The sequence below is a fragment of the Campylobacter sp. FOBRC14 genome (assembly GCF_000287855.1).
GTDB lineage: Bacteria > Campylobacterota > Campylobacteria > Campylobacterales > Campylobacteraceae > Campylobacter_A > Campylobacter_A curvus.
Window position 1 is genome coordinate 141,710 of sequence record NZ_ALJJ01000018.1, and the last position, 21,829, is coordinate 163,538.

Annotated in this window: 20 protein-coding genes; 5 read left to right on the plus strand and 15 right to left on the minus strand. The window is 44.0% G+C overall.

Annotation, left to right across the window (positions count from 1 at the left end):
- Position 1 precedes the first annotated feature (1 nt).
- The 4 genes from HMPREF1139_RS09655 to HMPREF1139_RS09670 are packed head-to-tail and all read right to left on the minus strand — an operon-like array spanning position 2 to position 3,795.
- Positions 2-1,975: a bifunctional C40 family peptidase/M15 family metallopeptidase gene (locus HMPREF1139_RS09655; RefSeq protein WP_009651212.1), complete on the minus strand. Its 1,974-nt coding sequence runs from the start codon at positions 1,973-1,975 to the stop codon at positions 2-4.
- A complete protein-coding gene (locus HMPREF1139_RS09660) occupies positions 1,972-2,475 on the minus strand; it encodes a hypothetical protein (protein WP_009651320.1) in 504 nt (167 codons plus the stop codon). Before HMPREF1139_RS09660 ends, HMPREF1139_RS09655 begins: the two co-directional genes overlap by 4 nt.
- Positions 2,468-2,932: a DUF523 domain-containing protein gene (locus HMPREF1139_RS09665; protein ID WP_009651137.1), complete on the minus strand. Its 465-nt coding sequence runs from the start codon at positions 2,930-2,932 to the stop codon at positions 2,468-2,470. Before HMPREF1139_RS09665 ends, HMPREF1139_RS09660 begins: the two co-directional genes overlap by 8 nt.
- On the minus strand, positions 2,929-3,795 hold the full coding sequence (locus HMPREF1139_RS09670) for a D-amino-acid transaminase (protein WP_009651216.1): 867 nt from the start codon (positions 3,793-3,795) through the stop codon (positions 2,929-2,931). Before HMPREF1139_RS09670 ends, HMPREF1139_RS09665 begins: the two co-directional genes overlap by 4 nt.
- Positions 3,796-3,895: 100 nt before the next feature.
- Here HMPREF1139_RS09670 and HMPREF1139_RS09675 point away from each other — a divergent pair, with 100 nt between their 5' ends.
- Positions 3,896-4,402, plus strand: a complete 507-nt coding sequence (locus HMPREF1139_RS09675) for a hypothetical protein (protein WP_009651270.1) — start codon at positions 3,896-3,898, stop codon at positions 4,400-4,402.
- Here HMPREF1139_RS09675 and HMPREF1139_RS09680 read toward each other — a convergent pair.
- Genes HMPREF1139_RS09680 through rsmH form a run of 3 tightly spaced genes read right to left on the minus strand, consistent with a single transcriptional unit; the run spans position 4,381 to position 7,549 of the window.
- Positions 4,381-6,339, minus strand: a complete 1,959-nt coding sequence (locus tag HMPREF1139_RS09680) for an FUSC family protein (RefSeq protein ID WP_009651428.1) — start codon at positions 6,337-6,339, stop codon at positions 4,381-4,383. The genes HMPREF1139_RS09675 and HMPREF1139_RS09680 overlap by 22 nt on opposite strands.
- A complete protein-coding gene (locus HMPREF1139_RS09685) occupies positions 6,330-6,623 on the minus strand; it encodes a hypothetical protein (protein ID WP_009651400.1) in 294 nt (97 codons plus the stop codon). The genes HMPREF1139_RS09680 and HMPREF1139_RS09685 overlap by 10 nt, the downstream gene beginning before the upstream one ends.
- A complete protein-coding gene (gene rsmH / locus HMPREF1139_RS09690) occupies positions 6,623-7,549 on the minus strand; it encodes a 16S rRNA (cytosine(1402)-N(4))-methyltransferase RsmH (protein ID WP_009651498.1) in 927 nt (308 codons plus the stop codon). The genes HMPREF1139_RS09685 and rsmH overlap by 1 nt, the downstream gene beginning before the upstream one ends.
- A gap of 122 nt (positions 7,550-7,671) precedes the next feature.
- Here rsmH and HMPREF1139_RS09695 point away from each other — a divergent pair, with 122 nt between their 5' ends.
- The 4 genes from HMPREF1139_RS09695 to ftsZ all read left to right on the plus strand — a co-directional run bounded on the left by HMPREF1139_RS09695 (position 7,672) and on the right by ftsZ (position 12,442).
- Entirely contained in the window at positions 7,672-8,259 is a 588-nt protein-coding gene (locus tag HMPREF1139_RS09695; protein WP_009651374.1) for a class II aldolase and adducin N-terminal domain-containing protein, read from the plus strand.
- A gap of 135 nt (positions 8,260-8,394) precedes the next feature.
- On the plus strand, positions 8,395-9,852 hold the full coding sequence (locus HMPREF1139_RS09700; RefSeq protein ID WP_009651184.1) for a peptidylprolyl isomerase: 1,458 nt from the start codon (positions 8,395-8,397) through the stop codon (positions 9,850-9,852).
- Positions 9,853-9,857: 5 nt separating this feature from the next.
- The gene (gene ftsA, locus HMPREF1139_RS09705) at positions 9,858-11,288 is read left to right on the plus strand and encodes a cell division protein FtsA (RefSeq protein ID WP_009651489.1); all 1,431 of its coding nucleotides are present in this window, start codon (positions 9,858-9,860) and stop codon (positions 11,286-11,288) included.
- Between the two features lie 14 nt (positions 11,289-11,302).
- Positions 11,303-12,442, plus strand: coding sequence for a cell division protein FtsZ (gene ftsZ / locus HMPREF1139_RS09710; RefSeq protein ID WP_009651442.1), 1,140 nt, complete (start codon positions 11,303-11,305; stop codon positions 12,440-12,442).
- A 416-nt stretch (positions 12,443-12,858) separates the two neighbouring features.
- Here the strand turns inward: ftsZ and HMPREF1139_RS09715 are convergent, their stop codons facing one another.
- The 8 genes from HMPREF1139_RS09715 to purL all read right to left on the minus strand — a co-directional run bounded on the left by HMPREF1139_RS09715 (position 12,859) and on the right by purL (position 21,615).
- Entirely contained in the window at positions 12,859-13,149 is a 291-nt protein-coding gene (locus HMPREF1139_RS09715) for a metal-sulfur cluster assembly factor (protein WP_009651116.1), read from the minus strand.
- Entirely contained in the window at positions 13,139-14,320 is a 1,182-nt protein-coding gene (locus tag HMPREF1139_RS09720; protein WP_009651387.1) for a hypothetical protein, read from the minus strand. The genes HMPREF1139_RS09715 and HMPREF1139_RS09720 overlap by 11 nt, the downstream gene beginning before the upstream one ends.
- Before the next feature lie 8 nt (positions 14,321-14,328).
- Positions 14,329-14,667, minus strand: coding sequence for a hypothetical protein (locus tag HMPREF1139_RS09725; protein WP_009651473.1), 339 nt, complete (start codon positions 14,665-14,667; stop codon positions 14,329-14,331).
- Between the two features lie 84 nt (positions 14,668-14,751).
- The gene (gene msrB, locus HMPREF1139_RS09730; protein ID WP_009651149.1) at positions 14,752-15,798 is read right to left on the minus strand and encodes a peptide-methionine (R)-S-oxide reductase MsrB; all 1,047 of its coding nucleotides are present in this window, start codon (positions 15,796-15,798) and stop codon (positions 14,752-14,754) included.
- Between the two features lie 144 nt (positions 15,799-15,942).
- Complete coding sequence (gene purH / locus HMPREF1139_RS09735) at positions 15,943-17,475, minus strand: bifunctional phosphoribosylaminoimidazolecarboxamide formyltransferase/IMP cyclohydrolase (protein ID WP_009651242.1); 1,533 nt, start codon at positions 17,473-17,475, stop codon at positions 15,943-15,945.
- Between the two features lie 80 nt (positions 17,476-17,555).
- Complete coding sequence (locus tag HMPREF1139_RS09740; protein WP_009651476.1) at positions 17,556-18,350, minus strand: DnaJ domain-containing protein; 795 nt, start codon at positions 18,348-18,350, stop codon at positions 17,556-17,558.
- A complete protein-coding gene (locus HMPREF1139_RS09745) occupies positions 18,344-19,408 on the minus strand; it encodes an SDH family Clp fold serine proteinase (protein WP_009651230.1) in 1,065 nt (354 codons plus the stop codon). The genes HMPREF1139_RS09740 and HMPREF1139_RS09745 overlap by 7 nt, the downstream gene beginning before the upstream one ends.
- Positions 19,409-19,425: 17 nt before the next feature.
- Positions 19,426-21,615, minus strand: coding sequence for a phosphoribosylformylglycinamidine synthase subunit PurL (gene purL, locus HMPREF1139_RS09750; protein WP_009651135.1), 2,190 nt, complete (start codon positions 21,613-21,615; stop codon positions 19,426-19,428).
- Between the last annotated feature and the right edge of the window lie 214 nt (positions 21,616-21,829).

Below are 21,829 nucleotides of genomic sequence, written 5' to 3' on the forward strand. Positions count from 1 at the left end.
CTCACTCGAACATTTCAGGGCGATATTCAAAGTGCATCGTATCAAAGTGCCTCCAGCGGCCGCCCCAGATAAATTTATGCTTTTCAAAAACACGAACGATCTTTTCAGGGATCAAATTTTGATAGCCGCTGCTCCACTGCCAGTAGTGGCTTTTAGCCACGTTTATATCGATCGCGATGCCGTAGCTGTGAGCACTCAGGCGGTTCGTGCCTGCGATGATGCGCCATTTAAACGTCCCGCCGGGATTTTTTAAATATTCAAACAATACAGGATCGCTTTTAGCCAGCTCGTCAAGCTCGTCGCTGACTGCTTGCAGGGCCTGTGCGGCGCCATTTTTAGAGTTAAATTTCAGCTTTAAATTTAGACTGTCTTTTAGCCAAACGATATCGACTAGATTCGCCCTCACTTCGTTTTCGCTAGAGCCGTAAATTTTACCTAAAAGCTCGTAGTTTCGGCATCTACCGGCATCGCTAAGTGTCGTGCCAAGAGGCGCGAACGCCGCGTAATCAAGCGCATTCATATCCTGCACGTCCGCTCCTTGCGTGCATTCGTCGTCTTTTTGTTTAAAGTCGTCGAAAACTATCGTGCTGCCATCTTTAAAAATCACTAAATTTTGTCTGATATCCACGCCGTAAGCGCGCTTTAAAGCTGAAATTTTAGCGCTTTGATTGGCATCAAACGATGGCTTTATGATATTCATGGAGTCTATCTTGGCTATCAGCAAGTTCGATCTTTCGATGTCGCCTCTATCCTTGCCTATCTCAAGCGTAGTGATCGCCGTTTGTCCGATGAGAGCACGGCCGTTGCTAGCGGTCTTTAGCCCCCAGGCGTCATGCACGACAAAGATATCTGCGTCCTTAAATCCCGCGTAAAGCATGATGTGACCGGGCAGATGTATGAGCGTCAGATACGGTACACCCTGCTCTTTTATGATCTGAGCCTTGATCTCGTCGCTTAGACCTTTTAGCTCGATCTTTTTGCCCACACTTGCCTGCGCGCGCGAATTTCTAGGTAGCCAAACCCCAAAGCTAGCCAGCATATCTTTAGTAAAGAGCGAACAATCGCGAAGCTTATCCACCCCGCCCCAGCCATAAGGCTGATTTAGCAGCGAATTTATCAAGGTCTTGACGTTACCGTCGTTAAATTTAAGCGGGAAATTCGAGGCGGCCTGCTTTGAAATTTTATAATCCCTAAGCCCCGCTCTAGTAAAAACCTGCCCGTAAAAATTTTCATTGTCCTCGCTTAAAAACGGCAATATCCCGCCCACTCTGGCGTAAAACAAAAAGCCACCGTATTTATCATAAACCGGCGTCTTATCGACCTTGACCGATATAAATTTTTGTTTCGCGTAGCTTTTTGCCGTCTCGTCGTTTATAAATTTTATGTCCTCGACCTTGACCCAGCCCCACACCGCATCATCGCTCACAAACGCCCATGCGCGGTCCTTTGAAAAATGCGAGACAAAGAGCGGATGGGCGATGCTCAGAGTCGATTCTTGCAGATAATCAAACGGATAGCCCTCGCCCGGGGTTTGTGGGTTTAAAAATATCGGCTCGTCGGTAGGGAAATTTCGTAGCGCCGTATTTGCAGCTGTTAGAGCAAACATCGATATCCCGCCAAGTGCGGCGAAATTTGCATTATCTTTTTGCGCATCGAACCAGCTTTGCGGTATCGGGCGGAAATTTGAGCTGTAATACGTCTTTTTCTCATTTGGCCAATACGTCCTAAACGCCCAAAATACCTCGTTTGGCTCGAGCCTTTTGCCCTTTAGCTCAAAAACGCCAAAGCGCTTTTTTAAAATTTCCTCTTCGCTGAAATTTGCGTTCATCGCGTTTGATGGCAGCGAGCTCGCGTCTTGTTTTATATTTAGCTCAAGCAGGCTTATACGTTGCTTGGAAGCGTCGATGTTTTGGACGTTGTTCGCGCAGCCTACGAAAAATGCAGCCACGAAAACCGATAAAATTTTTATTTTCAATCCTCTTCCTTTTTTAAATTCGAACCCTCTTTGGCAAAAATTTCCTCGACTAACACGACAAAGATATAAAACATCTTTTCGTCGTTGTTTTCACACACTTGACCTAAATTTTCGCTTTTAGAGCCGACCTTGATGCCGTTACGATTTAAAATTTCAGCCACATCAGCGCCCAGTCTGTCTGAAAGCTCGCTAACGCTAACGTCTTTTAGCGCGTTTATAAAGCGCGCCGTGTTGCAGTCTAGCTGCACCGGCTCGCCTTTGATGATATTTTTTAGCTCACGCGTTAGCTTTTTTAGCTTTCGCCTTTTTATATAGGTATGAACGATCGCTAACGCCACGAGCATGATGCCGGCGACCATATGCGCATCCATGCTAGTCTCGCCGAAATCTCCCTGCAAGAACATCATACCGCTAACAAACAAGATCGTGACAGAGGCGATAAGCAGCACTAAAATGACGTATTTGAACACGACTTCAAGCGTATTGTTGTTTTCAAACACTCTTAGCCTCCACGAGCGTGCCAAGCTCACTCTCGCCAAATATTTTAACGCCGATTCGTTTCAGACTCTTTGCCGTTATGCCCTCGCCCTTTATGAGCCGCTTAGTAAAGCTTCCGTCGTAAATTTCTTTATTTGCGCAGCTTGGGCTTCGCTCCTTTAAAACAGCGACCCTGCAGCCCTCTTTAAGGGCAATCTGGCAGCAAACCTTCGCTCCAAACTCGAAATTTTCAGTAACATCGGTGCGAGAAATTTTAGTAACGACCCTGTCGTTTAAAATTTCAGCCGGTTCGCGCGGAGTCTCAAGGCCTCCTAACACCTCTGGACAAATAGCCACGAGATCGTAAATCTGCGCTAGCCTAACGATATCTTTGCCGATCGTTTGGTTTAGGTTATTGCCGCCGTCATACTTGCAGTTTTCGCCCAGCAAGCACGCGCTTATCAAAATTTTCTCTTTCAAAGCCCAGCTTCTTTTAGCATATCTTTAGCGTAAAGCTCACGAAGCTTTGGTGCAAATTCCCCGATCCTGCCGCCATTTATGAGCTTACCGTCAGCCTTTATGACGGGCAGCAAAATGAGCGTAGCTGCCGAGATGAAGGCCTCGTCTGCGTCATATACCTCTTGCATGCTAAATTTTCTTTGCTCGACCTTGAGTCCGACCTCGCGGGCTAAATTTAGAAGCTTCTTGCGGCGGATACCGGGCAAAATTTCATTTGAGAGCGGCTTTGTGATGAGAGTTTTGTCTTTTATGATGAACGCACTCGAGCTGCAGCCCTCGGTAACGTAGCCGTCCTCCACCATAAAGCCCTCGTATGCGCCCTTTTTGTGCGCTTCGTTTTTGGCATAGCACTGAGCCAACAAAGAAACGGACTTTATATCGCGACGTTTCCAGCGGATGTCTGGCACGCTCACGATCGCGATCCCACTTTTTGCGAGCGGATTGTCTATCACGCTGGCTTCATAGCAAAAGATAAAGACGCTAGGGGTCAAATTTTCTATAAAATAAAAATCCCTAGGTGCTGCGCCTCTTGTGATCTGCATGTAAATTCCACCCTCTTTTAGGGCGTTTCGCGAGATGATCTCGTATAAAATTTCCTCGAATTTTTCCTTATCGTAAGGAAGCTTTAGCTCGATTTGATCCAGGCTTCGCTCAAATCTGTGCCAAAATCCCTCCCTATCTACTAGTCTCGAGTTTATGACGGGCACGACCTCATAGATCCCGTCACCAAATATAAAACCGCGGTCAAATGCGCTCACTTTCGCCTCTTTGCTCGGTAAAAACTCGCCATTGATAAAGACTGTATCTAAATTTTCAGCCGCCATTTTCGCTCCTTGCTTTTTTGTGAAATTGTAGCGAATTTTGCTTGAATTTATAGATTTTTGCTATAATTGGCGCAAATCCAACCCCAAAAAGTTTGTATAAATGCAAGAAAATCTAAAAAAAATAATACTAAAAAACATGTTCGTCGTTTCAAAGCAACCGGTGCTTTTTAGGGATCTGCTTGAGGCTAACTGCCTTTTCAACGAGGGTATGCTCATCGACGGCGCAAAGCTAAATTTTAGATTCAGACACTCAAAAACCTATCAAATTTACGCTGCGATCTGTCTTGTGATACTGCTTCCGCTACTGATGATAACGCACCATTTCCTAGCCAAGTCAGACGCTCACGTTTCTATTTTAGTAACGGCTTTTGTGACATCGATGGTCTTTATCGGGTTTGATATGTTTAAAATTTGGGCCAGAAAAGAGATGAGCAGTGAGCTGATAAAGCGCGCTTGGAGCGTTCATTTTCCTTATTTCGCCTATGAAAAATACTCGACTCGCGTGGAAGAAATTTATAACGAAGCGCTGAAAAACGACATCTCCAAAAAAGACCTGGAGCAATACGTCCTTGAAAAGCTGATCTCCTATAAAGATGTAAGCGAATAAATATCGTTTTGCTTTAAGATGATGCGCCCAAGCAGCTTGACTATCTTCTCATCTTTGCAAAGCAGCTTTTCTTCGGCATTTTCTAAAAAATAATATGGCAAGCTATCTATCTTTTTATCCAGCATCTCAAACCTGTCGCAAAGCATTTTTATATCGCTTGAAAGCGGACTTCGTATCGCCTCGCGTTCATCTTCACTCATAGTTTTTAAGTAGTTTCTAAGCTTTATAAATTCGATATTGAGCTCGTTTAACCTATCGCAAATTTTGCCCGCACTCTCTAGCTTAGCCTTGCTTAAATTTCCGTCTTGCTTTAGCATTTGCTCATAGCCACTGAGGGCGTCTATTATACTTTGCTCGCCCAAGGCAAAGGAGTGTTTCTCGTTTTTTATCAGTGTTGATTGTATGAAGTCTATGAAATTTTTCAAAGCGGCTTTCAGCTTCGTGCGTAGCTCCTCGTCATCGCTGGCAGTACCTAGAAACGATACTACAAAAACGAGCGAAAAGCCTATGACGACGTCGATCAGACGATGTAGCATGAGCTCCAAGAAATCATTTTTAATAAGATAAAAAATCATCGTAAATTCCACCATGAACGACGTGGCGAACGCAAACTGACTGTAAGCTCTAAAATAATATACGCAAAACATACCGACGACACAGGCTATATATATCATAAAATTTGCACCAAAGACATAGATCAGCCCAAGAGCTATGAAAAAGCCAAAAAGCCCGCCCAAAACGTTATCTTTGCCGGCAGTTTTTACCATATATCTGCTGTTTTTACTCATGCTCATGACTGCGATAGCTATCCAGATGCCATGATCTATATGCGTGATCTGAGATATGAATATCGCAGCAGCCAGACAAAACGCCAGTCTGAGCGCCGAAAGCGTAGTAGCATCTTTTAGACTTATCATCGATATGGCGGACTTCAGGCTTATTTTTTTGGCTTTATTTAGTATGAGCCTATCCTCGCCGCTATCTTTGATGAGCGCAAATCTCGTATAAAGCACGTCAAGCGAGCTTGCAAAAATTTTATACTCAGAGGCTTTGGCTAAATTTAGCGCTTCATATCTAAGCTGCGGGCTTAGACCCTTAAAAAGCCCCTTAAGCTGCGATAAATTTTCTAAAATTTCAGCTCTCAGCACTGTAAGCAGTTTAGCATCTTGGATATGTCTAAAAGATGAGTCTAGCGAGATAAGCAAATAAGCGATCTCTTCTATCTTATACAGATAAAATACGGCGCGAGAGTGGTTTCTAATAAGCCTGACATCCTTTAAATTCACGCTTTCGTTTGCAAATATCGATTTGAAATTTTTGATGTGGCCCAGCATTTGCCTACTGGAGCTTTCAAATTTTGCCGAGCCAAGGTCGCTTGCGGCGATGATAGCGTCATCAAGCAAGATATTTATGCTCTTTTTCGTAAAATCCCCGTATTTAGCAAATCTGCCAAGCTTCATGAAAATAGCGAGCACTCCGCCCAAAATAAGCCCACCGATGCCATCTTTTACATTCAGTCCGGCCGTCGTTTGAACTATAAAGCCAACCAGCCCGGTCATATTCACAGCCAGTAAAATTTTATTTAAATTTTCGCTGTAAAGAGTGCTGATAGCGACAAAAAATGCCCACACAAAAACCAAAGCAGACAGCCAGATCCCGATCTCGATAAGAGGCGTTACAAACGGCATGAAAGCGCACGACATCGTGATATAAAGCGACAAAAAGCCAAATTTTTTAAGATCGGGACATTCAAGAGCGCTTAAGAAAAATATGCCCATAGTGATATTTACGGCAAAGATAGCTCCGCTGAGGTTAAAAAAATAAAATCCTAAAAAGCCGTTTAGTGTGATGGCAAAGGTAGCTTTAAGTGCGTAAATAAGCTGAAAATTCGCCGGGTCGTAAGAGCGCGCAAACCCTATAAATTTAGCTATTTCCACTGCTTTTCTTGCAAGGAATTTAAAATTTGGTTTTTATAACGTAGATTTTCCAGCTTTATGCTAAGGGCTCTATTTTCCTCCAAAAGCATATCTCGCTTGCCGCTGATGTCGGCTATGTCGCGGCTGATGTAGTAGATCTGGTTTGCGATGTAAATTTTAGGCAAAAATATAGCAAGTGCGATAAACATCGCCAGATAGACCATTACAAGCGTCTTGAAGCTTAAATTTATCTCGCGTTTTTGCTCGTCGTCATGAAGCTCAAGCAACTCCTCTTTTTCTAACATCACCTTCCCTTTATCTCGAAAACTCGCATCTTTGCGCTGCTACTACGAGGATTCGCAGCTATCTCTTTTTGACTGGCGACGATAGCCTTTTTGGTCAAAATTTTACCTATGGCATGATCGTTTCCGCATTTGCATCGCATGGCATTTGGCGGGCAGATGCAGCTTTGCGCCCAGCTTTTGAAAGTATTTTTCACGATCCTATCCTCTAGCGAGTGAAAGCTGATGATAGCCACTTTACATTCCTTTAAATTTGCGCTTTTTATGCTCTCGAGCAAGCGATTTAGCTCGCCAAGCTCGTCATTTACCTCTACCCTGATCGCCTGAAAGGCAAGTATCGCAGGACTAACAGACCTGCCATTTACGCGCCCGGTGCCGATTATAGAGGCAAGCTCCTTGGCGCTCGTGATCTTTTTTAAATTTCTAGCCGATACGATTTTAGCCGCAAGCGCTTTTGCATTGGAAAGCTCGCCGTATTTGCTGAAAATTTCGGCTAAATTTTGCTGCGAGTAGCTGTTTATCACATCAGCCGCGCTAAATTCACATGCCCTGTCCATCCTCATGTCAAGCGTATCTGAATTTATGCTAAATCCGCGCTCATTTTTATCAAGCTGAAGCGAGCTGACGCCGATATCGGCTAAGATACCGCGAACGTTTTTGAGCTCATCTGTGCTTAAAACTTTGATCAACTGCGAAAAATCACTTTTATAAATTTTGACCCTGTCACCAAAATTTTCAAGCCTTTTTTTTGAAAATTCTATCGCCTCGTCATCTTTGTCGCATGCGATGAGGCGTAAATTTTTATTTTGTTCTAAAAGCGCGCCAGAATGTCCGCCATATCCCAAGGTGCAGTCTATGAAAGTGCCGCTTAGTCCATGAAATGCATCTAAAACTTCATCCAATAAAACGCTGATATGAGGGCTTTGCACTTTTCTCTCTTTATAAATTTAGGTGAAATTTATCAAAATTTTACTTAAAAACCCATCATTACATAAAATTTTACATAAATTTTAGAAAACTCAAGTATAATGATGGTTTCAAAGGAGCTAAAATGGAGCTAAGACACTCGATAAACGAACTTAAAAAAATATCCCTTTCGATGTTCCGTAAGAATTTTTTCGGTGTATTTCACGGCTCTATTTCGGCCAGGATAGAACGAAATCAATTTCTCATAAATAAGCAAAATGCAATATTTGACGATCTTAGAGACGACGATCTGACCTTGCTTTTTTCAAAAAAAGACTACCGCTGGAATGAAGCCAGCCTCGATGCGGACATTCATTTAAACATATACAAAAATATAAACGAGGCGAAATTCGTATGTTACGCGATGCCGCCGTATACGACCGCATATGCTATGAGGCAAGATAAGATCACGCCTAAAGATTATTTTGGATATATGAGATTTAATGAAATTTCAGTTTATGATCCAAAGCAGTTTGAGGACTGGTATGAGCGTGCCGAGACTGAAATTTACCGCTATATGATCGAAAAAAGCACAAATATCGTAGTCATAAAAGGATACGGAGTATACGCATTTAGTCGCACTCCTCAGCAGCTGGCAAAAGAGATAGCCATACTTGAAAACAGCTGCAGGCTTTTGCATTTTGAAAATTATTATAGTGACTTTAGCATATAAATTTACTAACATAGGCTAAAATTTTGTTAGTAAAGCGTATCAAAATTTTGTTTTTGAAGCCCGATTTTAAGGTTATTTAAGTCTATATTTTGTAAAATACTACATATTTTTGTTAGTGTTTTAAAGGAAATTTTAATGATAACTTGGATGCAAAGAAATAAAAAATACCTCGTCGTAACGATCTGGATCAGCGTCATAGCCTTTGTCGGAGCGGGATTTGTCGGCTGGGGAGCATACGATCTAAACAACAACAAAGCCACCTCGGTTGCAACGGTGGGACACAGAAGTATCAGCGTTCAAGAATTTCAACAAAAATATAACCAAATATATGAATACCACAATAATATATCAGACGGCAAACTAACTCAAGAAAAAGCTGACGAGCTAGGCATAGAAAATGAAGCCTTTCAAGCCGTGCTCCAGGAGAATTTACTGCTAAATTTTGCAGACGATATAGGCCTTAGCGTTAGTGACGATGATATCTTAAAATACATCATAGCCGACAAAAATTTCCAAAACGACGGTGTTTTTAGTAAAAATTTATATTATGACGTTTTGAGACGCGCTAGGATCAACCCAAATGATTATGAAAAAAATTTAAAAACCGCCATACTTCTTGATAAGCTTTACTACGCACTAAATTTACCGGCTACCAAAAAAGATGTGGAAATGATGATGGCTAGCCTTTTTATGCAAGATAAACTATCTATAGAGATGATCGAAGCTAACGAAAATGAGATAAAATTTAACGAAGACGAGATAAAAGAACTTTGGGAAAGCAACAAAAATAATTATATGACCAAGACTCTTTACGTAATAGACACCCTATATATAGAGTCAAAAAAAGATGACATCAATCAAACCGCACTAAGCGCCTACTATAACGAGAATAAAGAAAAATATAAAAATTCCGACGACAAGATCATGCCGTTTGACGAGGTCAAAGAAGAAGTCGCCAAAGACTACAATATAGAACAAAGCAAAACGAATGCGTTAGAAAAATATATAGCCGTTAAAAAAGGCGAACTAGCGACCAACGGTAGCATGAGCCTAAACGAAGACAATGCTACTTTCTCGATAGACGAGATAAGAGGTGCAAAGGTTGGAGATGTCATAAAGCCTTTTGTTTATGACAACGGCTATCTGATAGTAAAGATCAAAAGCACAACACCGCCTCAACCTATGAGCTACGAGCAGGCAAAAGAGCAAATTTTAGAAATTTATAAAGAGCAAAAGCTAAAAGAACTAGTAGAGAACAAAGCAAAAACTACAATGAAAGACTTTCACGGCAAAGATATAGGGTTTGTCAGCCGAGATATGAATAACACCATAGATGGTTTAGATCGCGACGAAACTCGTGCCTTTGTAGATCAAATGTTTGAATCCCCTAACAAAAAAGGTTATGTTATTTTAGGAAATAAGGCCGTAATATACGACATTTTGGAACAAAAATTGCTTACTAACAGCGTAAATGACAATTACAAACAGCTAACCGAACAAAACGTTATGCTGTTAAAAAACAATGAGCTCATTAAGGATTTGATAAAAGAGCTTCAAAAACGTTATGAGATCAAAGAATACGTCAAAAGGTAATTATTTTGAGTACTAAAATTTTAGGCATAGATGTCGGGTCGTTTCAGATCTGCGCCGTTATAGCGCAACATGATGAAAACGGCATAAAAATAATAGGCATCGGCACAGAGAAGACACAAGGCATCAAAAAAGGCGTCATAACAAATATAGAGCTAGCCTCCAAATCTATAAAAAATGCTCTACTTGAAGCTCAAAGAGTTGCCGGGACTCACTATGAAAAGGTCGTAGTCTCGATATCGGGAGCCTATACAAAGAGCGTAAATAGTAGTGGCGTCGTCAATATTCCTAACCACGAGATCGGCATACGCGAGATCGAGAGAGCCATGCAGATGGCCGATCACACCGCAGATATCCCTCATGAATACGAAAAACTACACGTCCTGCCATACAACTTCAAAGTAGACGGACAAGAGCATATAGAAGATCCTATCGGTATGAACGGTACCAGACTTGAAGTGCAAACTCATATCGTAACCGTTCAAAAGTCATCACTGAGCAACCTAAGAAAAGCTATAAATTCCGCTGGGATTCAGATAGATAATATAGTCCTTTCAGGCTACGCCTCTGCCATAGCCACACTAACAAAAGATGAAAAAGAGCTCGGAGCCGTCCTTATAGATATGGGTGGTGCGACTTGCAATATGGTCGTTCATTCCGGAAATTCCATCAGATTTAATGAATTTCTAGGCGTAGGATCAGCCAATATAACAAACGACCTCTCTATGGCACTTCATACTCCGCTACCAAAAGCCGAGGATATAAAGATAAACTATGGAGCATTGATAAACAAATCAGTAGATCTGATCGAGCTTCCGATACTAGGTGACGAAGCAAAAACTCATGAAGTTTCACTTGACATCATATCAAATGTGATATATGCAAGAGCCGAAGAGACGCTGATGATACTCGCTAAAATTTTTGAAGATAGCGGTTATAAAGATATGATAGGCGCAGGAGTAGTTTTGACAGGCGGTATGACGAAGCTTGAGGGCTTGCGAGATCTTGCTTCGGCGATATTTGACAAGATGTCCGTGCGCATAGCAAAGCCAAAAGAGACCGACGGACTTTACGAGATAATGAGAGACCCGGCAAATTCTTGCGCTATTGGCCTTTGTATGTATGGTGCAGGAGAATTTACGGCTTACGAGATAGACTCCGAAAAAAAGATGAGATACCACGGTGAGGCTATATCCAAGCCAAAACCTAGCTTTAAAAATGTATTTGAAGAAGAAAAAAGAGAAAATTTAAATTTTAAAAGGCAAGAGAGCAATCCTTTTGAAGAGGAAGGAATAGAGCTAGTCCATGATGATTTGAGGCTCGATATCCAAAAGCCAAGCAGCAAAGAAGAGCTTGCGAATATCGCTGACATAAGCAAACAAGAGAAGCAACCTAGTGCCATAACTAAATTTTGGCATAGAATCACACAATTATTTTAAGGAGAATTAAAAAGATGAGCAGCTTCACAGTAGAAGAAAACAAAAGTATCTACGGCGCAAAGATCAAGGTCGTAGGCGTAGGCGGTGGCGGCGGAAATATGATAAATCATATGATCCGAGAAAATGCTATTTTAAATATCGATCTCATAGTTGCGAATACCGACGCTCAAGCGCTTGAAAATTCTCCAGCACATACGAAAATTCAGCTTGGTGAAAAAAAGACAAAAGGTCTTGGCGCAGGTATGAGACCGGAGGTCGGCAAAGAGGCTGCAGAGGAGAGCTACGACGAGATAAAAAGCGCCCTTGAGACGTCAGATATCGTTTTCATCGCATCAGGACTTGGCGGAGGTACCGGAACCGGAGCAGCTCCGATAGTGGCTCAGGCCGCTAAAGATGTCGGCGCCTTGACAGTTGCGGTCGTAACCATACCATTTGTATTTGAAGGCAAAAAGCGTCGTAAGCTAGCCGATCTGGGCCTTGAAGAGCTTCGTAAAGAGAGCGACTCTATCGTTGTCATACCAAACGATAAACTACTGACACTCATAGACAAAAAAGCCGGCATCAAAGAGAGCTTCGAGATGGTCGATGACGTCTTGGCTCGTGCGGTCAATGGCATGAGTACTATCGTTCTTGACTCTGGTAAAAGTGATATAAATCTCGACTTTGCCGATGTTAGAACCATCATGAGCCATAGAGGTTTAGCGTTGATGGGTGTGGGTGAGGCTCAAGGAGAGGACGCCGCTCAAGAGGCTATGAAAAACGCCATCCAGTCTCCATTACTAGACAATATGACGATAAACGGAGCGTTTGGCGTGCTAGTTCACTTCAGGATCCACCCGTCATGCCCGCTTAGCGATATCAATGACGCTATGGAGATAGTTTATAGCGCTGCCGATGAGGATGCGGAGGTGATCTTTGGAACTACGACTGATGACAATATGGAAAACAACAAGGTCCAAATAACCATCATCGCAACCGGCTTCAAAGGCTCGGACAAAGAGGCCGAAGAAAAAAAAGAGGCTGATATGGCGGCAAATGAGGTAGTCAAAAAAGAGAGAATTCTAAGGCTTCAAAAAGTAAGTGGCGGATACAATAGCGAGGACTATATGACTCAGCTTGATGTTCCTTCTTATATGCGCCATCAAATGGACTAAAAAACAATATCTCCTTAAAATTTAGAGGGTAGCTGCAGCCCTCTAAAATCATCTAAATCCTTAACGCTTGTAATTTGCTTCTTTATAAAGCCGCAAACGTAGTGAGACAGAGCAAAGAAGTCCTTAATTTTAGGAAAGCTATAAAAGCTAACCGCAATCTGCTCACAGGAAAACGCGAATACAACGTTTAAGTAGTGAAAAAGCGTTTCCAAAAACTGCCAAGATAAAATTCACTTACTGGTTGCTATTCGAATCTTTTACGATCTAGTACAAAGGAAAATACTGCTAGTCCTTTACAAACAGATATTACTTATAGCCAATCTTGCAACGAATGATACAAGCATTCATCAAGAAACATCGGCGCTTATCATTAGAGAAACGACGCTATTAAAATTTTAGCGATAAAGCCTCGATATCTAAGCTCCAAGCGCCTTTTTGACTTCGTCGTTTGCCATCTCGATATTCCACGCAGGCTCCCAAACCAGCTCTATATCGCACTCTTTTATGCCGTCCACTCTAAGCACAGCATCATTTACCCAGCTAAGTATAAGCTCGTGAAGTGGGCATGAGCGTGTCGACAGAGTCATAGTGACCATAGCCTTCTCACCATCTACTTTGACGTCATATATGAGCCCCAAAGATACGATATCAAATCCAACCTCAGGATCGACGATAGTCGAAAGCTCTTTGTAAATTTTATCCTTCATTTTTTACTCCAAAATTTATAAATTTAAATACATGCACCATATTAAAGGCCACAAGTAAAACACTGGTAAAAAGTAGCGCCAGCGCACCGTAAGCAAAGCCAAAAGCATAAGCCGCCAACGCCAAAGCATTGAGGCTAAGGGCTATATAAGTAGGTCTTTTAACTATCATATCATCAAGCAGCGGTACCTTAGTCTTGCCTACAAACGGTGCTACATAGTGATACCAGATCAAAAACGGCACTATCTTATAAAGATGAGCCGTGATAAAAGCGTATAAAAAGCCAAACATCAGAAAAAATACCGCGACGTCATTTAAGCCAAGGCCGCTAAAGACGCAAAACGCTACGAATGAAGCCAGCGATAAAAATATATTTAAATTCCAATAATCATAAGCCTTTCGCACACGCTTTTTGAGTATCAAAAAGGCCTCCACCACAAAGCATAAGATCGCCACTAAAAACGCCGCCAAAGCAAAATTTAGCCCAAAATATAGCAACACCCCACCCAAAAGATAAAACGCCAAAGAGGCCTTGCTGAGGGTAAATTTTAGATCGTGAGCCAGTGCAAACATCGGTAAAAGCACGCTTGCGACTCCAACGACGATAAAAAACACAAACCCAAGCACGAAATAGATATGATAATGAAGCGTGAGCTCAAAATCCATACTAAATGCACCGGAAAATATCATCAAAAGGCAAAACCCAAGCGAAATTCCAACGATCAAAAATACCGACGAGATCAGCAAAGCAAACGCTGCAAAACTCTTTTTTTCGTTTTTGACGAAGCTCGCAAAATAAGTAACGGCAAAAAGCAGCAAAGATAAAAACAAAAGCGAGCCGCCAGCATGCAGCAGCCCTACTTTATCAAAGATCATACCCGCACTCATCAGTAAAATTCCAAGTGCATAGACAAAAAGATTAGTAAATGCGCCTCGTATCGTAGAAAATGACTTTTCAAGGATGACTGACGTGAGCTGATAGAGCGCACCGATGATGATGCTCATCACGAAGCCCACGAAATAAATATGTAAAAATCCGGCCGTTTGAAACGAAGTGACGGCACTAAAATCGGCCTTTAAAAATGCAAAAAGGCTAAGGATCAAAAATAAGATCCCGACGATAAAATATCCGCCCACCAGCCTAAACGGCGGCGCAAAGGTGTTTAAAAGCATGTTTTATCTTAATGGCAGGTCTTATCGAAGTTAAACCCGTCAAGGCTCGCGCCATCTTTTAGGCTAAACGTGAGACGCACTTGCTCGCCGTCTAAATTTTCTCGTTCGATATTGAAATTTGGCTCTATTTTTGGGATCAGACCGACCGGGTATTTGTGATTTACCATGATGATTTTGGTATTTTTATCGGCAAATTTCAGCGCCACCATCGCATTTACCATCGGCTCGGGCGGAACGCAAGGGCGCGAATCAAAACCGATATAAGAGATTCCGCCCTCGTTCTTTTTATAAAACGGCACCGTAGCGCCCTCAGCATCAAAGCTCTGCCAACCTTCAAACATATTCATACTCTCTCCTTTAAAATTTAATTAGGAGGATTATACTCTTAGATATATATGTTATCCTTGATTTGACTCAACAAAGCCTAAATTTTACTTCACATACGGGATATATTCGCCGTATCCTAGCTTTTGCATATCCTCAAGCGGGATAAATTTAAGGCTCGCGCCGTTTATGCAGTATCTAAGACCGCCACGTTCGCTCGGACCGTCGTCAAATACATGCCCCAAGTGCGAATCGCTTATCTTTGAAGTGACCTCGACTCTTGACATGCCATGGCTGTTATCCTGCTCGTATTTTAGCGCATCGGCGGTTATCGGCTTTGTGAAGCTCGGCCAGCCGCATCCCGCATCATATTTATCAGAGCTCGAAAATAGCGGCTTTCCGCTCACGACATCGACATAGATACCGCGCTCCTCAAATTTATCATACTTACTACTAAACGGACGCTCGGTAGCCTTTTCCTGAGTCACGGCATACTGCTCGGCCGTTAGCTTCTCTTTTAGTTCGCTTTTGCTTGGCATTTTAAATTTCTCATCGTCATAAAGCGGCTTTTTGGCTAAATTTAGATCGATATGGCAGTATCCAAATGGATTTTTATCAAGGTAGTCTTGATGATACTCCTCGGCCAATACGAAATTTTTAAGCGGAGCGACCTCGACTGCGATCTTGTCTTTAAATTTACTCTGCTCAAACCTGATAAACGCCTCTATCACAGGTAGATCCTGCGCATCGACATAGTATATCCCGGTCCTATACTGGCGCCCGATGTCATTGCCTTGCTTATTGACCGAAGTTGGGTCTATAACGCGAAAATAATGCGCCAAAATTTCAGCCAGATCTATGCGATTAGCGTCATATTTTATATGTAGCGTCTCAGCGTGATCCGTCGCGTCTATCTCGTGATAGCTGGTCTTGTCGCTCTTTCCGTTTGCGTATCCTACGCTCGTTTGCTCGATGCCGGCGATCTTTTTAAAATAGCCCTCCATACCCCAAAAGCAACCGCCCGCCAAATAAATATCTTTTAAATTTTTTTGTGCCATCAAAGGTCCTTTTATCTCGTTTTGTGCGTTCGCAAATCCGACTGCCAGCATTATAGCCGCAGCAAATCCCAAAAATATCTTAAGCGTTCTTGTCATTTTAGCTCCTTTTTAAATTTCCAAGAATTATAATAAATTTAAAGTTAGCCAGTGTGAAGTGAGCCAAGGCGAAATTCACTCCCAAATTTTCACGCCTTTAATAGTAAAATTTGGCAAAGCAAAGACACTTTGCCAAGTGAAATTTTAGTGTAAAAAGTGGCGAACGCCTGTGAAATAAAGCGACATGCCGTGTTCGTTCGCCGCCTCTATGACCTCATCGTCACGGATACTACCGCCCGGCTCTATCACGCATTTCACGCCCACTTTGCTTGCGATATCGATGCTGTCTCTAAACGGAAAGAACGCCTCGCTAGCAAGCACGCAGCCATGTAGGTCGAGATCAAGCTCTTTTGCCTTCGCCACGGCCGCACGCGCCGCATCGACGCGAGATGTCATACCCATGCCGATAGCCACCATCGCGCCATCTTTTACATAAACGACGCAGTTGCTCTTCGTAAGGGCGGCGACCTTCCAAGCGATCTGTGCGTCTTTTAGCTGATTTTCGTTCGCATGCTTTTTACTCATTTGCTTCATATTTTTAAGCTCATCATCGCTTACCACATCTCGCTCTTGAAAAACGAAACCGCCGTCAATGTGCTTGAAGTCAAATTTATCCCCTGCGCGCACTAAAAATTTATTATCCTGAGTGAAAATTTTGATGCGTTTTTTATTTTCAAATACCGCCAAAGCATCGTCGTCTACGTTTGCAGCGATTATGACCTCGACGTAAATTTCATTTATCTTACGTGCTAATGCCCTATCTAGCGTGCCGTTTATAGCGACCACTCCGCCGTAGGCCGAGATAGGATCGCATTTTAGCGCCTCCACGTAGCTCTCAAGCAGGCTGTCTTTTACGGCCAGGCCGCAAGGGTTGGAGTGCTTTACGATAGCCACGACCGGGGCGTTTTCAAAGCTGGTAGCCAGCATCACGGCTCCGTTTATGTCGGTCATGTTGTTAAAGCTGGCCTCGCCTTTGAGCGCTCTAAAGTTGTTCGTGAAAAAATATTCGAATTCATAAAGCGCGCCTTTTTGGTGCGGATTTTCGCCATATCTCGTATCAAAGACTTTATTTCCAAAGATAAATCTAGCATCGCCAAATCCGCCTTTAAATCGCTCGTTCATATAGTTTGCGATCGTCGCATCGTAGCTTGCCGTGTGCTCATAGGCCTTTATCATCAAATTTCTGCGAAATTCAAGATCGTCGGTCCCCTCTTTTAAACGCTGCAAAATTTCATCATAATCAAGCACGCTGGTAACTATCAAAACGTCTTTGAAATTTTTAGCTGCAGAGCGTACCATCGCAGGACCGCCGATGTCGATGTTCTCGATGATCTCGTCAAAATCATCCGTGCGGATCGTAGTCTCTTTGAAAGGATATAAATTTACGCAGACAAGATCTATGCCCTCTATGCCAAACTCTTTTGCCTGTGCGACGTGGCTCGCGTCGTCTCGTTTATATAAGATCCCGCCGTGGATCTTTGGATGCAGGGTCTTTACCCTACCCTCAAACATCTCCGGGCTTTGCGTGATCTGGGCTACTTCGACCGCTTTCACGCCGTTTTCATTTAAAATTTTATACGTCCCGCCAGTCGAGACGATCTGCCAACCTAGCTGTTCTAGCCCCTTGGCAAACTCTACCACGCCCTCTTTGTCGCTCACGCTGATCAACGCTCTCATTTTAGCTCCTTTAAATTTTACTTAGCCCATATCAAAATATAGTATCGTTTCATGAAATTTAACTTCGAAAGTTTAAACTCCTATGCGTTTTCACGCTCCTTTATACTCTCGTAAGCCTCGTTTATCTCTTGCAGTTTTTTAGTCGATTTTTCTATGACCTCTTCGCTCTCGCCGCGTCCCATGAGTATATCCGGATGATACTGACGCACCAGCTCGCGGTATCTTTTCTTGACCTCGCTGAATTTAGCCGTTTTAGGTAAGCCCAAAACTTCGTAAGGATCTTTTTTGGCTTCAAAGCCAGAGTTTGCACCACTTTGTCCCTGATAGCTTTGTCGTCCGTAGCCACTTGAGAATCTCTGCCTCGCACCGTAAAAAATCTCAAACTGCATTATTATTTGATTTAGCATCTGCCTACTAAGCCCAAGCCCGTCCGAGATATCCTCGATGACCTTACGCTCAGCGGCACTGAAACTACCGTCTATATAAGCTAAATTTAGAAAAAACGTGATACGAGCGGCTGAAATTTGAGCGTCTAAATTTAGTGCTATTCGGTAATTTCTCGCAAGCTCGTAGGCGTTTGAGATATTTTCTTTTTCTATATTGTAAATTCTCTTTAGCTCGTCGCGCTGATCCCTTGAGCCTTGTATCTTGAGCGTAAGATCATCGAGCGTCTCACTAATCAGCCTTGCTTCAAGCTCGTTCACGCGCCCGTCACCCTTTGCGACCTTGGCTAGAAGCGCGACTAAAAATTTAGCCTCCTCAAAGCCCAGCGTCCTTTGCCTGCCAAAATTTACACCGCCTTTAAACGAGTTAAAAAACAAATAAATCGCTAAAAAAATGATGATATAAAATAAAAATGAACCCATTTTTACCACAAATGATATATCGTATTTTTGATCCTGCCACCGACGAGCTCATTTTTGCGCCATGAGCTCTCGTCGTTCATCACGTTCCAGCGGCGCTCGTCAGGGCGATAAAACCAGTCTTTATCGATCTGATAATAAATCTGCTTGCCGTCAGTTTCGATGATGTTTGCGATGTTGTTATCATGGTAGCTGTTCTCGTCGTAGTCTGTGAACGCGCGCTGCCCCATCTCGGAGTAAAGGAGTGTGAGCTCTTGAAGCATCTCGTTTAGATCGTCATCCATCTTTTTGACATGAAGCCCGATCTCCTCGGCCTCGCGAAAGAGTATCGGATACTCGTGCGCAGGATAGTCACCGTTTAATCTCTCTGAAATTTCTTGGATCTTCTCATCGTCGCTTATGTGATAGCGCAAAAGCTCACGGCAAATTTTAAGCGAAAGCGAGCTGGCGCGATCGACCGCACCAAATACGAGCGGATGGATGTATTCGTAAAGCGAGTTATAAGGGTTCGTGTCGCGCGGTCTGTCCTTGTCCTGCTCCTTCCAGAGCTTCACAACGCGACTTAGCTCGTCCATCGAGACGCTCACTAGCTCGTTACCTTTGTTCGTCGGGCTTAGCTCATGTTTTAGCGATGTATCCACTGGCGTTAGATACGCGAGCGGCCCCATCACGATCTCGTTTGCCCCCAAAGCCATCATCGTCGCCGCAGAAGCGCAGTTTGCCGGCACCAAAGCGGTCAGATTTTTACAATAATTTCTCAAGGTCGAGATGATACGAAGGCTGGCTATACCACTGCCGCCATCACTTTTGATAAATAAAAACGCGTTGTCTATCTTTTTACCCTTTAAAATTTCATACATCGCGCTTGCGTCGTTCCCGCAGACGCTGCCTGCGTTTGAGTTATAGTAAGTGATGAACGTGCCGCCCAGCTTTTGCTGCACCTTTTTTATGAGCGCTTGCGTCTCGTCAAATAGTATAGGCGGCTTCGCGACGCCTTTTTGCTGGTTCGTGCGGTGTTCGCCATCTTTGCCTTCATCCGTTTTCTTACTCAATGCATCGAGCAGACTCATAAAATCTCCTTTAAATTTCAGTCTTCTTGTTTGATTATGTTTGCAAATTCGTTAAAATAAATCTCGCTGATCTCTTTTAAATTTTCATCGATCTCGTTTAGTCTAAATTTATCCCCGCCCGTCACGCCGATCTTTTCAAATTTCACGCCAAATTTTGCCGCCAGCTCGCTAAATTTAGCCTCGCTCGTAACGCCCACGAGCGCACGTGAAAAGCTCTCGTCAAAGATAAAATTTGCCTGCGCTACGTCAAATTTGCACTCCGCACCGATGCCGCTTATGCACGCCATTTTGGCTAGGCTCATCGCCACGCCGCCCACGCCGACCGAGTTTGCAAACTCCAAAACGCCCGCTTTATTTGCCGCGATGACGAGCTCCCAAAGCGCACGCTCTTTTTTGTAGTCTATCTCGCTAAGAGTGCCGCCGACCACGTCAAAAAGGGCTTTGACGTAAAGTGAGGCGGCAAATTCGCCCTTCGTCTCGCCCAGCAGATATATCGCCGTGCCCGCGCTGCCAAAGACACTCTTTAAATTTGCGCGCGCATCGTCATTTACGCCCACGCTCACGATCGCCGGGGTCGGATAGACGCTCACGCCGTCCGTGTCATTGTAAAGGCTCACGTTGCCGCTCACGACAGGTGTATTTAGCTCGCGGCAGGCTTCTTTGATGCCCTCGCAGCCCTGCGCGAACTGCCACATGACCTCGGGATTTTGCGGGTTGCCGTAGTTTAGGCAGTCGGTGATCGCTAGTGGCATCGCACCGCTCATCGCGACCTTGCGCCCGGCAGCCGCGACCGCACGAGCCGCACCGATCTTTGGACCCACGAAATTTGCGCGCGGGTCGCACTGAGCCGCCATGGCTAGGGCTTTGCCTGTCTCTTTGATACGGATGACCGCTGCGCCCAGATACCCCGGCTGCTTGATTGTATTTGTCTGGATATTTGCGTCGTATTGATCGTAGATGAGGGCTTTATTTAAAATTTCAGACTCACGTAGTAGCTTTAAAAACGCCGTTTTGTTGTCGATGTCTTTTGGAATTTGCAGATTTTTGATTTCATCAAGATATTTTGGTCGCGCGGTAGGGCGGTCTAGCACGGGAGCGGCCTCGGAGAGCGGCTTTATAGGGATCTGCCCCACCAGCTCGCCATGCCAATAAAGCTGCATCTGCCCGCTGTCCGTAACCTCGCCGATGACCTCGGCGTCAAGATCCCATTTTTTAAAGATTTCAAGCACCTTTTGCTCGCAGCCCTTTTTAGCGCAGATGAGCATGCGCTCCTGACTCTCGCTTAGCATGAGCTCATACGGGCTCATCCCCTCCTCGCGCATCGGGACGCGGTCAAGCTGCATCTTCATGCCGCTGCCGCTACGCCCCGCCATCTCGAAGCTCGAGCTCGTTAGCCCCGCCGCGCCCATGTCCTGGATACCGACGATGTAGTCTTTTTTAAATAGCTCCAAGCACGCCTCCATCAGCAGCTTTTCGGCAAATGGATCGCCCACTTGCACGGTCGGACGCAAGGATTTGTTCGCGTCGCTAAAACTATCGCTCGCCATCACAGCCCCGCCAAGCCCGTCGCGACCGGTCTTTGAGCCTACGTATATCACGGGATTACCGATACCTTCGGCCTTGCCGTAGAAAATTTCATCGCTTTTAACAAGACCTAGCGCAAAGGCATTTACCAAGATGTTGCCGTTAAAGCTCGCGTCAAAGGTCGTCTCGCCGCCCACGGTCGGGATACCCATGCAGTTGCCGTAGTGCCCGATACCAGCGACTGCGCCTTTTAGCAAATATCGCTGTTTGCGCGCATTCTCGCTATCTCCGCGCACCTCGCCAAAGCGTAGCGAGTTCATATTTGCCACCACACGCGCCCCCATCGTGAAAACGTCGCGCAGTATACCGCCCACGCCTGTGGCGGCACCTTGAAACGGCTCGATGAAGCTTGGGTGATTGTGACTCTCCATCTTAAACACCGCCGCGACTCCGCCGCCAACATCGATGACACCGGCGTTCTCGCCTGGTCCTTGGATCACCCACGGCGCTTTGGTTGGGAAGCCGTTTAGGTATTTTTTGCTCGATTTGTAGCTGCAATGCTCGCTCCACATCGCTGAAAATATGCCAAGCTCGAGCAAATTTGGCTCGCGCCCTAAAATTTTTAAAATTTCTTCATACTCTTGCTCGTTGATCTTGTGCGCTTTTATCGTCGCTTTGTCCATTTTTCGCCTTTGTAAAATTTTGCTTTATTTTACTTTAATCAGCATAAAAAGTTGATAAACCGCGAGCTGAATTTGCGGCTTAAAAAATGGGTATGACAAGATAATTTAAAACGTTTTATGGCTCTATGCTTTTCGATACTCCAAAACAAAGGCTTCACAAAGTGCGTAGCGTGAAGCGTCTTGAAAAAGGGAAAACGCGAGCAATAAAATCGGC

Excerpts from the sequence above, each read along its gene's own strand:
- HMPREF1139_RS09670 (WP_009651216.1), bottom strand. The coding sequence starts at position 3,795 with ATGGCGGCTGAAAATTTAGATACAGTCTTTATCAATGGCGAGTTTTTA.
- HMPREF1139_RS09675 (WP_009651270.1), top strand. The coding sequence starts at position 3,896 with ATGCAAGAAAATCTAAAAAAAATAATACTAAAAAACATGTTCGTCGTT.
- HMPREF1139_RS09685 (WP_009651400.1), bottom strand. The coding sequence starts at position 6,623 with ATGTTAGAAAAAGAGGAGTTGCTTGAGCTTCATGACGACGAGCAAAAA.
- HMPREF1139_RS09695 (WP_009651374.1), top strand. The coding sequence starts at position 7,672 with ATGGAGCTAAGACACTCGATAAACGAACTTAAAAAAATATCCCTTTCG.
- HMPREF1139_RS09700 (WP_009651184.1), top strand. The coding sequence starts at position 8,395 with ATGATAACTTGGATGCAAAGAAATAAAAAATACCTCGTCGTAACGATC.
- ftsZ (WP_009651442.1), top strand. The coding sequence starts at position 11,303 with ATGAGCAGCTTCACAGTAGAAGAAAACAAAAGTATCTACGGCGCAAAG.
- HMPREF1139_RS09715 (WP_009651116.1), bottom strand. The coding sequence starts at position 13,149 with ATGAAGGATAAAATTTACAAAGAGCTTTCGACTATCGTCGATCCTGAG.
- HMPREF1139_RS09720 (WP_009651387.1), bottom strand. The coding sequence starts at position 14,320 with ATGCTTTTAAACACCTTTGCGCCGCCGTTTAGGCTGGTGGGCGGATAT.
- HMPREF1139_RS09725 (WP_009651473.1), bottom strand. The coding sequence starts at position 14,667 with ATGAATATGTTTGAAGGTTGGCAGAGCTTTGATGCTGAGGGCGCTACG.
- msrB (WP_009651149.1), bottom strand. The coding sequence starts at position 15,798 with ATGACAAGAACGCTTAAGATATTTTTGGGATTTGCTGCGGCTATAATG.
- purH (WP_009651242.1), bottom strand. The coding sequence starts at position 17,475 with ATGAGAGCGTTGATCAGCGTGAGCGACAAAGAGGGCGTGGTAGAGTTT.
- HMPREF1139_RS09745 (WP_009651230.1), bottom strand. The coding sequence starts at position 19,408 with ATGAGTCTGCTCGATGCATTGAGTAAGAAAACGGATGAAGGCAAAGAT.
- purL (WP_009651135.1), bottom strand. The coding sequence starts at position 21,615 with ATGGACAAAGCGACGATAAAAGCGCACAAGATCAACGAGCAAGAGTAT.